This is a genomic window from Blastococcus sp. CT_GayMR20 (assembly GCF_004570345.1).
In genome coordinates, this window is the sequence record NZ_SPQM01000034.1 from 1 (window position 1) to 11597 (window position 11597).

13 protein-coding genes are annotated in these 11597 nt (G+C 73.8%); 12 read left to right on the forward strand and 1 reads right to left on the reverse strand.

Features of this window, described 5'->3' with window-relative positions; translation table 11 throughout:
• From E4P40_RS10325 to E4P40_RS10365, 9 genes are all read left to right on the forward strand, one after another.
• A partial coding sequence (locus E4P40_RS10325; protein WP_135158552.1) for a type II secretion system F family protein occupies positions 1-798 on the forward strand: 798 nt, incomplete at its 5' end.
• Positions 795-1709: a type II secretion system F family protein gene (locus E4P40_RS10330; RefSeq protein ID WP_135158553.1), complete on the forward strand. Its 915-nt coding sequence runs from the start codon at positions 795-797 to the stop codon at positions 1707-1709. The genes E4P40_RS10325 and E4P40_RS10330, both read left to right, overlap by 4 nt.
• Before the next feature lie 31 nt (positions 1710-1740).
• Positions 1741-1938 carry a hypothetical protein gene (locus tag E4P40_RS10335; RefSeq protein ID WP_135158554.1) on the forward strand — a complete coding sequence of 66 codons (198 nt, stop codon included), beginning with the start codon at positions 1741-1743 and terminating at the stop codon, positions 1936-1938.
• A gap of 130 nt (positions 1939-2068) precedes the next feature.
• Positions 2069-2413: a TadE family protein gene (locus tag E4P40_RS10340; RefSeq protein WP_135158555.1), complete on the forward strand. Its 345-nt coding sequence runs from the start codon at positions 2069-2071 to the stop codon at positions 2411-2413.
• 26 nt (positions 2414-2439) lie between these two features.
• A complete protein-coding gene (locus tag E4P40_RS10345; protein WP_245160246.1) occupies positions 2440-2835 on the forward strand; it encodes a TadE/TadG family type IV pilus assembly protein in 396 nt (131 codons plus the stop codon).
• The gene (locus tag E4P40_RS10350; RefSeq protein ID WP_135158557.1) at positions 2832-3278 is read left to right on the forward strand and encodes a pilus assembly protein TadG-related protein; all 447 of its coding nucleotides are present in this window, start codon (positions 2832-2834) and stop codon (positions 3276-3278) included. The genes E4P40_RS10345 and E4P40_RS10350 overlap by 4 nt, the downstream gene beginning before the upstream one ends.
• Positions 3275-6505: a LysM peptidoglycan-binding domain-containing protein gene (locus E4P40_RS10355; RefSeq protein ID WP_135158558.1), complete on the forward strand. Its 3231-nt coding sequence runs from the start codon at positions 3275-3277 to the stop codon at positions 6503-6505. Before E4P40_RS10350 ends, E4P40_RS10355 begins: the two co-directional genes overlap by 4 nt.
• A 236-nt stretch (positions 6506-6741) precedes the next feature.
• On the forward strand, positions 6742-7251 hold the full coding sequence (locus E4P40_RS10360; protein WP_135158559.1) for a hypothetical protein: 510 nt from the start codon (positions 6742-6744) through the stop codon (positions 7249-7251).
• Positions 7248-7652, forward strand: coding sequence for a hypothetical protein (locus E4P40_RS10365; protein ID WP_135158560.1), 405 nt, complete (start codon positions 7248-7250; stop codon positions 7650-7652). Before E4P40_RS10360 ends, E4P40_RS10365 begins: the two co-directional genes overlap by 4 nt.
• Before the next feature lie 676 nt (positions 7653-8328).
• Here the strand turns inward: E4P40_RS10365 and E4P40_RS10370 are convergent.
• On the reverse strand, positions 8329-8784 hold the full coding sequence (locus E4P40_RS10370; RefSeq protein ID WP_167762182.1) for an MFS transporter: 456 nt from the start codon (positions 8782-8784) through the stop codon (positions 8329-8331).
• 621 nt (positions 8785-9405) lie between these two features.
• Here E4P40_RS10370 and E4P40_RS10375 point away from each other — a divergent pair.
• Genes E4P40_RS10375 through E4P40_RS10385 form a run of 3 tightly spaced genes read left to right on the forward strand, consistent with a single transcriptional unit; the run spans position 9406 to position 11500 of the window.
• Positions 9406-10272 (forward strand): hypothetical protein, encoded by an 867-nt coding sequence (locus tag E4P40_RS10375; protein ID WP_245160247.1) that lies wholly within the window; start codon positions 9406-9408, stop codon positions 10270-10272.
• Positions 10273-10313: 41 nt separating this feature from the next.
• Positions 10314-10682 carry a hypothetical protein gene (locus tag E4P40_RS10380; RefSeq protein WP_245160248.1) on the forward strand — a complete coding sequence of 123 codons (369 nt, stop codon included), beginning with the start codon at positions 10314-10316 and terminating at the stop codon, positions 10680-10682.
• A gap of 56 nt (positions 10683-10738) precedes the next feature.
• A complete protein-coding gene (locus E4P40_RS10385) occupies positions 10739-11500 on the forward strand; it encodes a hypothetical protein (RefSeq protein WP_245160249.1) in 762 nt (253 codons plus the stop codon).
• The last annotated feature ends 97 nt before the right edge of the window (positions 11501-11597 follow it).

The following is an 11597-nucleotide window of genomic DNA, read 5'->3' on the forward strand; positions in this document are numbered from 1 at the left end:
CGCCGGCCAGGCCCGACGGCACCGGCAGACAGCCCGGCCGCGCGGCGCCAGCGGGTGTTGTGGGTGGCCGCCGCCGTGGCGGGGGCCGCGGTGTGGCTGGCCTCGGGCTGGCTGGTCGGCGGTGTGCTGGTCGCGGTGGCGGTGGTTGGTGTGCCGTGGTTGCTGGCGCAGTTCGCCGCCGTCAACGGCGCGGTGGAACGGCTGGAGGCGCTGCAGGAGTGGGTGCGGCGCACCTCGGACGTGCTGGCCGCCGGCGGCGGGCTGGAGCAGACGCTGATCCGCTCGGCCCGCACCGCGCCCGAGCCCATCTCGGTCGAGGTGGCGATGTTCGCGGCCCGGCTGCAGGCGCGCTGGCCGACGTCGCGGGCGCTGCTGGCCTTGGCCGACGACCTCGACGATGCCGCCGGCGATCTGGTGGTCGCCGCCCTGTTGCTGGGTGCGGAGCTGCGCGGTCCCGGGCTGGCGCGGGTGCTTACCGAGCTGGCGGGAAGCCTCACCGAGGAGGTCACCATGCGCCGCAAGGTCGAGGCCGACCGCGCCAAACCGCAGGCGAATGCCCGCTGGCTGCTGCTGATCACCGTCGCCGCGGCCGGGCTGGCCGCCCTCAACGGCGACTACCTGGTGCCCTACGGAACGGGGCTCGGGCAGCTGGTGCTGGCCGCTATCGCCGCGCTGATGATCGCCTGCCTGCTGTGGATGCGCCGGCTCACCCTGCCGGCGCCGTCAGCCCGGTTCCTGGTCGACCGCGAGGGTGTCCGGCGGGCTGAGCTGGAGCCGGAGGGGGTGCCGGTCCGGTGAGCGGCACCCAGGGCTTGCTGATCGGCTCCGGCGCGGTCGTCGGACTCGGAGTGTTCCTGCTGCTGCGCGCCGTCCTGGTGGTGGAGCAACCCCGCCTTGCCGACGCGCTGGCCCATCTGGACTCGCAAGCGGCTTCGGCACGGGTCGGGCCGATGCCGGCGGCGGGTGACCGGTGGGCGCGGGCGGCCGGCGCGGTCGGAACCTGGTTGGCGACCCGATTGCCCGCCGCAGGGCGGGTTGCACCGTCACAGGCGCTGTCGTTGATCGGCTGGACGCCGGAGGGCTACGCCGCCCGCAAGGTCGGCCTGGCCCTATTCGGCGCGGTGTTCGTTCCGCTGCTCACCGCCGTGCTGGGGACTATCGGTGTCCGGCTGCCGGTGGTGGTGCCGGTGGCCGGCTCCCTGGCGCTGGCCGGCGTTCTCTTTCTCGTGGTGGACCTGATCGTGCGCGATCAGGCCGCCGAGGCGCGCCGACAGATACGTCGGGCGCTGTGTTCCTACCTGGATCTGGTGAGCCTGCGCCGGGACGCCAGTGAGGGCCCCACCATCGCCCTGGAGCGGGCCGCCGCACTGGGCAACGGGTGGGTGTTCGGTCGCATCAGCGATGCGCTGGTCGCCGCCCGGCTGGCCGGCGACCCGCCGTGGGACGGGCTGCGCCGGCTGGCCGCCGACACCGGTGTCGGTGAGCTGGCCGACGTCGCCGATATTGCCGCGGTCGCCGCCGTCGAGGGCGCGTCGATCGCGCCGACGCTGCGAGCCCGCGCGCAGTCCCTACGGGTGCAGCTGCTGGCCGAGGAAGAGGCGGCGGCCAACACCGCCAGCGAGAAGCTCACCGCCCCGGTCGCGCTGCTGTCGATCGCCTTTCTGCTGCTGTTCCTCTATCCCGCTCTGGCCCGCCTCATGGCCAGCTGACCCCGAAGCCCCGAATGGGAAGGAAAACCTCATGACACCCCTGTTCGCCACCCTTACCGCCCTGGGAGCGGCGCTGCGCGACCGGCTGCGCGATCTCCGCGACGAGCCAGAGCGAGGTTCGCTGTCGGTCGAGCAGGTAATCATCACCGTGGCGCTGATCGGCATCGCCGTCGCGCTGGTGGCGGTGATCGCCAACGCCGTCAGTTCCCGCTCGGCCCAGATCCAGTAACGATCTCGTGCTCAGGCCCGCCCGCCCGTGCGGCAGCACCGCTGCCCGACTCCGGCCCGGCCATGCCCGGACCAGCCACGCCAGCAGTGAGCAAAACCGGCGGCTGTCCGGACAGCGTGGCGCGGCCTCGGTGGAGCTGGCGGTCACCTTCCCGGTGGTCCTGCTGCTGGTGATGACCCTGATCCAGGCGGCCCTGTGGTTCTACGCACGCTCCATCGCTCTGGGCGCCGCGCAAGAAGGCGCCCGCGAAGGCCGGGTGCAGCCCTCCTCGACCGCGCGGGCCGAGTCGGCCGCCGAAGGCTTTCTCGACCAGACCGCGCAGGATCTGCTCACCGACCGGACCGTGACTGTGGCCGGCTCGCCGGCCAGCGTCGAGGTGACCGTGACCGGCACCTCGATCAGCCTCTTTCCCGGCCTGTCGGGCTGGTCGGTGACCCAGCGCGCCGTCGGCCCGGTGGAACGGCCCACCCCATGAAAGCCCACGTGAGGGAGCGGGGGTCGGTGTCGGTCGAGTTGGCGCTGCTGGCCCCGGCGCTGCTGTTGCTGCTGTCTTTCGCCGTCGTCGCCGGGCGTACCCAGATCGCCGAGGGCGCGGTCGCCGAGGCCGCTCGGGCCGCGGCGCGGGAGGCCTCCCTCACCCGGGACCCTGCCACCGCCACGACGTTGGCCACAGCCCAAGCGCAGCGGACCCTGGCCGCCCAGGACGTGCGCTGCCAGCGCACCACGGTCGACATCGACACCGCCGGCTTTCAGGCGTCGCCCGGCCGGCCCGGCGACGTCACGGTCACGGTCACCTGCGTGGTCGGCATGACCGACCTGCTGGCCCCCGGCCTGCCCGGATCGGTCACCGTGGAAGCAGCCTTCACCAGCCCCGTCGACGCCTACCGCGAACGATGACCGCGCGACAGCACCGGCAGAGGCTAGACGCCGAACGGGGCGCGATCGGCGTCTTTCTCACCGTCCTCGTCCCCGGGCTGCTGCTGATCATCGGCCTGGCCGTCGACGGCGGCGCCAAGGTGGCCGCCACCCAGCGCGCCAACGCCATCGCCGACGAAGCCGCCCGGGCCGGCGGCCAAGCGCTCGACATCGCGGCCGCCCTGGCCGGCCAGGTGCGGGTGGATCCGGCCGCCGCGGTCACCGCGGCCCAGGAGTACCTGGACCGCAACGGCGTGCAGGGGCAGGTGTGGGTGGTGGACGGCGACAGCCTGCAGGTGACCACCACGATCACCGAGCCCACCACCTTCCTTGGCCTGATCGGCATCTCATCGCTGACCGTGGAGGGCTCCGGCACCGCCGACCTGGTTCCCGGCACCGGCCCGAACGGGGCAGCGGGCCCATGACCGCCGCGCCGCGGACCCTCCATCCGCTGCGTCGGCTGCCGGCGGTCCTGGTCCTCGTCACCGGACTCGTCGGCGTTCCGGTCGGGCTGTGGCGGCTCGGCGGCGCCTACCTGCCCGACGAGCTGCCCTCCTGGCCACAGGTCACTGGCGCGCTGAGCGGCCCGGACAGCGGCGCGGTCTTCCTCGGCCTGCTCGTGCTGGTCGGGTGGGCCGCCTGGGCGGTTTTCGCTCTGTCGGTAGCCGTGGAGCTGGCCGCCCAGCTGCGCGGCCTGCCGCCGCTGCGGCTGCCCGGCCTCGCCGGTCCGCAGCAGCTGGCCGGATTGCTGGTCGCGGCGGTCATTGGAGTCGGCACCGCACCGCTGCTGGCTGCCCCGGGGCTCGCCGCCCCGCCCGTGGTCGCCGAACAGCCCGCCGAGGAGCCACCCACGCCCGATCCGGCACCGGACATTCCACCGGCCCCGCCGACGGAGTCCGGGCCCACCTACACGGTGCAGCCACGCGACACCCTTGGCCGCATCGCCGCCCGCCACCTCGGCGACTGGACACGCTTCGAGGAGATCCTCGAGCTCAACCGCGGCCGGCCGCAGCCCGACGGCGCCGCCCTCACCGACCCAGGGCTGATCCGCCCCGGCTGGGTGCTCGTCCTCCCACCCGACGCCACCCTCCCGGGGGCTGGATCAACCGCCGCTGAGGTGACGGTGCAACTGGGCGACACCCTCGCCCAGATCGCCGAACAGCACGGACTGGCCCACTGGCAGCCGATCTTCGACCTCAACGCCGGCGAACCGCAGCCCGGCGGCGGCCGGTTCACCGACCCCGACCTCATCCGCCCCGGGCAGCTCCTCGACCTTCCGCCCGCCGACCCGGTGGTCCCCCCGCCGACCCCGCCCACCGATCCGCGGCCGCCCGCCCCAGAGGAGACACCGGCGCCACCTCCGCCGGACGAGAACGAGCCCGCCACCCCCGCCGAATCGGCGCCACCATCGGCTGCCTCGCCGCCGGAGAGCCCCTCCGGCGAACCGGAGCGCCCGGCCGATGGGGGCCGTGACGCCGACGGGAACCAGTCATCGTCGGAGCTGGCAGCCGTCCTCACCGGCAGCGGCGCGCTGCTCGCCGCCGGCCTGGGCGCGGCGTGGCTGGCCCACCGCCGGCACCGTCTGCGCGACCGCCGTCCCGGCCGACGGCTGACGCCTCTGCCGGCGACGCTGTCCACCACCCAGCAGACCGTGACCGCGGCCGCGGACGCCGGCCGGGTCGACTACGCCACGCTCGACCTCGCGCTGCGCGACCTCGCGGTGCGGATCTCCGCCGACCCCGGCGGTCGGCTGCCCGACGTCCTCGCCGCCCGCCTCGATGGCACCCGGCTGCGTCTTCGGCTGCACACTCCGGCGGACCGGCCGCCGCCTGCCCCGTGGACCGCCGATGACACCGGCCTGTGGTGGTCTGCCCCGCTTGACCACGACCCGGGCATGGACACCGACGCCGACACGGCCCGTGCCCGTCTGGCGCCGTATCCCACCCTGGTCACCATCGGCACCCACGGCGGCCGCCGCTGGCTACTGGACCTGGAACGCATCGGCGCACTGCACCTGCAGGGACCGGCCGACCGCCGGGAGAACTTCGCCCGCCACCTGGCCGCCGAACTGGCCGTCAACAGCTGGTCGGATCTGCTGACCGTGACCACCGTCGGCTTCGGCGAGGAACTGGTCGACCTGGCCCCGCACCGCATCCACCCGGTCGACAGCGCCGCCGACCCAGAGGTCCTCGCCGCCCTGCGCGACACCATCGCCGGCGACACCGGAGACGTACTGGATGGGCGGCTCCGGGCGGGGATGGGCGACGGCTGGATGCCGCAGATCGTCCTCGCCCCCGACCCGGCAACCGACAGCGGCGAGCTGGCCGAACTCGCCGCTCTCCTGCAGAGCCGGGACGGGCGCGGGCCGGTCGCCGTGGTGCTCGCTGCCGATCCTGCGCAGACCAGCGGCCAGTGGCAGGTGACGCTGGCCGACGACGGGGCGCTGCTCCTCCCGGCGCTCGGGCTGCAACTGCCGGCCCCACAGTTGACCGCCCAGCAGGCCCGCGACATCGCCACCCTGGTGGCCTTCGAACGCGACACCGACGACCAGCCGATCCCCGCCGCCGACGGCGACCGCCCCTGGCAGACCCACACCGACGCCGCCGGCGCCCTGCGTCACCACGTGCCTTCTGCGGGCACCACCGCACCTCCCGCCCACGTCGCCTCTCCCCGCCTGGCCCGACGACCGTCCTCCACTCCCGCGGCACTCGACTCGCTGCCGCCCGGGCCGACCGGGACCCATCCCGGAACCTCGTCGGCGCTCAGCCAGGACACCCAGGCGGCCGCGGATTCGGCGCCGGCCGACCTCCGCGAACGGATCGAGGACGACCTCGAGGACCTCGACCGCGACCTCGCCGACTGGTGGAACCCCGACTGCACCCGGCCACGCCTGACCCTGCTCGGGCCGGTTACCCTGCGCGCACACGGAGACGAGCAGGCGGTCGCTCGGTCCGGACTGCGCCGCCGCTACGAAGAGACGGTCGCCTACCTCGCCACCCGCCCGCACGGCGCCACCCCCGACGAGGCCGCCACCGCGCTGCAACCAGCCCGCGGCGGCAGGACCGACCCGGTCAGCACCCGCGCCTACGTACACCGGGTCACCGCCGGCGCCCGCGCGTGGCTGGGCACCGACCCCACCACCGGGCAGAAACACCTCAGCTCCGGCCACCACGGCCGCTACCGGCTGACCGGCGTGCTCGTCGACGCCGACCTCTTCCGCCAACTGCGCGCCCGCGCCGGAGTGCGCGGCGAGGACGGCCTGCCCGACCTGCGGGCCGCCCTACAGCTGGTGTCCGGGCCACCCTTCGCCCAGCGGCCCGCCGGCTACGAATGGCTCGACGGTCTCGACCTCACGCTCACCGCGGCCGTCTGCGACGTCGCCCACCAGGTCGTCACCGCCGCCCTCACCGCCGACGACCTCGACGCCGCCCGCACCGCCGCCGCCACCGCGCTGCTGGTCGCACCCGACGATGAGAAGGCTCTGCTTGATGCCATGGAGGTCGCCTACCGCGAGGGCAACCGCGCCGAAGCCGAGACCTACATCGCTCGCATCGTCGAAGTCCACGACGGTGACGACGAGATGGACCTTCCCCTGAGCACCGCCGAGGCCATCAACCGAGTCCGTCGGCAGTACCTGGGCCGTGCCAGCTGAGCGACGCAGCCGTCGAGGACGCCGCCCGGAGGCACAGACAGGCGGAGTGCCCGGCTCGGCCGACGGCAAGGCTGCCGTGTTGGAAGCCTCGCGGTTGCTCCCGGGGCTGTCACACTCGCCCGGCACACCCTAGCCTGCGGGATCAGGTGGATGAATGCGCCGACTCAGGTACTGGCGCACAGTTGCCGATGTTGGGTAAGATGTTGCCCAACTCGGGCTGAAGGTGGGTGGTGGGCATGACGGTCCCCGGTGGGTTCGCCCTGGGCTTCGCCACGGCGGAGACCCTGGACAGCTCCAAGCTGCGCAGCAACACCGTCGCCCGGGCGCAGGAGGTCGGCCTAGTACGGGTCACCCGCTACGGGCGGACCGCGGGCTACGTGACGGCGCCGGAGGTCCTGGAGGGGCTGACCGAGCAGGCCGCCCACCTGGGCGAGGTACTCAAGGAGCTGCACGCCGCGCGTCCGCTGCTGCACGCCGCTGCGCGGCTGGGCATCACGCCCGAGGAGGCGCTCGCGGCGCTGCTGCGGCCCGGGCAGGACGAGCTGGACGTCGCCGCCCTCGCGCAGCTGGTCGCCGACGCGGCTGACGACCGGGACGCGGCCCGCGCGGCGCGGGAGGGGCTGGCTGTCCCCGAGGATGAGGACATGCCGCTGGACGAGTTCGCCGCCGAGCTCGGTTTCGACCCGGCCGAGCTGCGCGCCGATGTGCGCGCCGGCCGGGTCGAGGCGACCATCGCCACTTCGTGACGGCGTTCGCCCGGGTCGTGCTGCCCGCGCATGTCCGTGAGCAGATCAAAGCGGTCACCGACCCAGCGGTGCTCAAGGCCGTGGTGCAGGCGCTGATGATGATCGAGGAGAACCTCGAGTTCGGCGTCCCGCTGGGCACGAATGACGTCACCGGCGACCTACGGGGCTGCCGGAAGGTGTACGTCGACGCTCCCGGCCCGGACAAACCGCGTTACCGGTTGGTCTACTGGCTTTCGCCGAGTGAGGCGATGCCCCGCAAGGCTCGGGTGCTGGCCTTCGGGGAACGTCGGGGACTGCGCGCCTACGACCTGGCGGTCGGCTCCTACAACGCCGATCGCCTCTCCCAGGGGCAGCCGCCGGTCGAGCAGCTCAGCGACGCCGAACTGGGCCTGACCGACTGACCCGCCGCTTGGAGCCACAGCCGACGAGACCGCAGCGACACCCCCGGTGAATATCTGCAGGCTTCGCGCCTGCGCAGTCCATCGGCGCGCCGGAGTCGCCTGCGTCCACGGATCGTAGGTCGCGGACGGCCCGTCCGGTGGAAGATGGTCGGGTCGGCCGTGCAGGCGGCGGGCGGCAGACGTGCCGGTTGTCGTGGAGGTAGATGCCGGTGCCGTTCCTGGTGCAGGTCGGGCTGGTCAACCCGGCGGGGTTCGTGGTTCGCCGACGACGACGAGGCGCACGCGGTTGCCGAGGCGGCGGTCGACATCCTGTTCGGCGGCGTCACGGTCGGGCATCTCACCGCCTTCGGTGCGCCGTCCCCGCGGCAGAGGCCACGACGACGACGCCGACGGATGAGGCAGCGGATGCCGACGAGGCGGCCGTACCGCAGCCGGCGGCGCGGCGGTGCTTGGAGTACCGCCTGCTGTACGGCGGCCGGTCGGCCCGGATCTTCGTCGTGCTCGACGGGCCGCACTGGGAGTCGGCGACGGCGCTGCGAGTCGCGCTGGGCCGGCACGTGTGCGTCTGATCGCCGTAGTTGATGGACTGGCAGGTAGCCGGCGTGCAGCCCGCTGGCCGGGATGTTCGACGGGCAGCGGTGGCTGCCCGACGCCCGAGTGCTCGGCGGCGCCCGGTTCACGCCGACCGACTGGCTGCCGCCGATGGTGCTTGCGCTCGGCGCCCGCTGACGGTGTTGAGCGCGAACGCCGGTGCGGGGCCGAGCAGGGCGTAGATCGCGCCGGCGGCTGGCGCGAGCGTGGCCTGGCTGAGGACGGCTGCGGTCCAGATGCCGCTGTAGGCGGCGACGAGCTGCCGTTCGCTGACAAGGGCGGGCAGGGCGCTGTCGGTGGCCGGGTTGAACACGACCGTGCCGGCCCAGAGCAGGAACGCGATGACGTAAACCGGCGCGACGTTGCTGCTGAGGACGAGCAGCGCAGTGGCGAGGGCCCCGCAGCAGATCAGCCCGACCATCACGCGGACCCGGCCACCGAATCGACCAACGTGCCGGCAACGGGGCGAGCACGTGGCGGCAGGTTCTCGGCGGCGATGACGCTCCCCGACGCCCGGGCCGCTGCCGGTGAGGTCGAACACGAGGAGAGCGAGTGCGCCGCTGATGAAGACGTCACCGCACTGCGATGCGGTGCGCGCGGCCCACAACCGTCGGTAGAGCGCGTTGGCAAAGACCTCGCGCAGCCGGACACCCCTGCTCCGCCAGCCGTGCCATGCCGGGCAGCCAAGCACAGCAGCACCCGGTGGCGCCGGACGCACGGAACGGCCGGGCTACAGCCCGGCAGACTCGGGGTGGATGCGGGAGCAGACTTTCACCCGCACTGACCGCGCCTGTGGTGGCGGCATCGCAGCGGCGTGTTGGCTGGTCCGGACCATTCAGGCGGCTGGGGGAACCGAGCAGTGCGCGCATCGGGGGCACTTCCGGGCTGGATCCTCCGGTAATCCTCCAGTAGTCCGCCGGTGTGTGGTCGTCGGTCACCGTTCCGGCGCCGACTGGGCCTGATCGCAGGGCGGAGGCCTCGGTCGAGAAGCCGACTGGAGGACTACTGGAGGTCGGGGCGACACGGTCGACGCATGCAGACCACAGGCCCGAGTGGAGGCCCGAGGCGGGAGCGGATTCGGCGTGACGTGCCGCCCTCGGGGATCCTGCCGACCTCCAGCCTCTTACGGCCCGGTGGGGATCGGCCGATGACGGTTGAGGCGATGCGCGCAGCCGTGATCGCGATCCGTGCGGGCATCTTCGACGACGCCAGCGACGTCGACGTCGTCTGCGGACGTCGCGCGTCGAGCACTGCGGCCGTCGGCGGGTCCGGCCGGCCGGATGCCGGTCCGATGCCGTGGGCGGGAGACGATGTCGGCGGCCCCGTGGTCCTCACCGTGGCTGGACACGCTGGGGCCGGTGCTTCGACGGTCGCCTTGGCGGTCGCGGAGGCGCTGGCGGAACGCCGGCGGGTGCAGCTGGTCGATTACGCCGAGCCGGTCCGGTCCGGGCTGGTGGCGGCTTCGTCCATCGAGCTGGGCAGGGACGGGGCCGGATGGCGGCGCGGTCGCCGCGGTGGACTGGATGTCTTCCGCCTGGCTCGCTGCTCCGCCGACGGAGGGCTGCCGCCGCTGCCGGCGACCGACGACGCCGAACGACTGGTGGTAGTCGATGCGGGCTGGTCGCTGACCTGTGCACTGCTGGACTTTCCCGGGCCGTTGGTCGGCGGGGCGATGGTCGTTGTCGTCACCCGGGTGACGGTGCCGGCGGTCCGGCAGACTGAGCACCTGCTGGGCGCCGTCGCCGGGACCGCGGTGGTGGCCGCGGTGGGCCCGGCGCGCTGGCCGCAGGCGGTGGAGGCCAGCTGCGGTCCGCAGCTTCGTGAGCTTCGGGTGCGGGGGCGGGTGGTCCCGGTGCCGGTCGACCGGCGACTGGAGCCGGCCGGGCTGACCGGGAACCGGCTACCGAAGCCGGTGACGGCCGCCGGCCGGGCGCTGGCCGCGCTCCTGGTGCCGACGGGCCTGCCGCAGCCTCGGCATCGGCGCCGGCCGGCGCGCTCTGCGGGCGATCCGGCGGGGCACACCCGATGACCGGCGGATTCCGGATCACGCCGGTCGCCGTTCGGGTGGCCGTGACGATTGTCCTCGTCCTGGCCGGGCTCGTCCTGTTGGGCGCCGAGCCGGCCGTCGCTGCACTGGCGGAGACCGCAGCGGTGGCTGCACCTGCTCCCGAGGAGGACACCGGGATCTGTCCGGAGGCGCCGCCGGGGATGCAGTCCTTCGCCGATGACGTGACCGCCTGGGCGAAGTGGGGTGTGCTGGCGCTGATCGGCATCGGCGCGGTGGTGTCCCTCGGCTCGATCCTCGTGGGACGGATCTTCTCCCATCCGCACGCGTCCCGGTACGGAGCGATGGGCGTCGCGGTCGTGGTGCTGGTGGCGATCACCTACACGGTGATCCTGACCATCCTGGACTCGATCACCGGCAGCGGGTGCACCTGATGAACCGCCGTCTCGGGCACCCGAGAAGTGATGGGTCGGAGTGGAGCCCGGCTCGGTTGCTCGCGCTCCTTGTGATCAGCGTTCTGGTGGCGCTGGCGTTGCTGGCGGGGCTGGTCTTCGCGGTCGTCGGCGCGCTGACCGACGACCGGTCGGGCCGAGCGGGCGCCACGGAGGGCGGGCACCAGGCTGCCGCCCCGGCGACGGAGATGTCCCGGCAGGACGCGCTCGCCGTCGCCCCCATGCCCTCTGCTGCACCGGAGGCCGCGCTGCCCGGCCCGCTCGCACCCGAGGCTGCCGGCGTGCTCGAGCTGCCGCGCCCTACCGGCGTTGGTCCAGCGGACGTGCCAACCGGGTTTCCGCGCACGCCGGAGGGGGCGCTGGCGCAACTGGCGGCGATCGACGTGACCGCGATGCAGAGCGGCTCGCTGGACGGCGTGCGGCGGGTCATCGCCGCGTGGGCCGCGCCGGGCGGCCCCACCGGCCAGACGTGGTCCGGCGTGGAGGGCCTGGCCAGCCTGCTGTCGGCCGCCGGCCTGTCCGGGGCGGGGTCGCCGCAGCTGAGCATCGTGGTCCGACCCGTCATGGGGCTGGTCAAGGGCACGGTGGGGCCGGAGTTCGCGGTGGTGTGCGTGAACTTCGAGTTCACCGTCACCGTGGCGCAGACCTCCCGGATCGCGATCGCCGACTGCCAGCGGATGGCCTGGACCGGCGGACGGTGGGTGATCGGGCCGGGGGATGAACCGGCGCCGGCGCCGTCAGTCTGGCCGGGCACCGAGGCAGCGACCGCCGCCGGCTGGCGGGACCTGCGCTATGCCTAGCCCCCGGTTGTCTCGCCCGCCTTCGCCTTCGCCTTCGCCTTCGCCTTCGCCTGGGTCGGGGTTCGGACGGCGCCGCGCACAGGCGCTGATCGTCGTC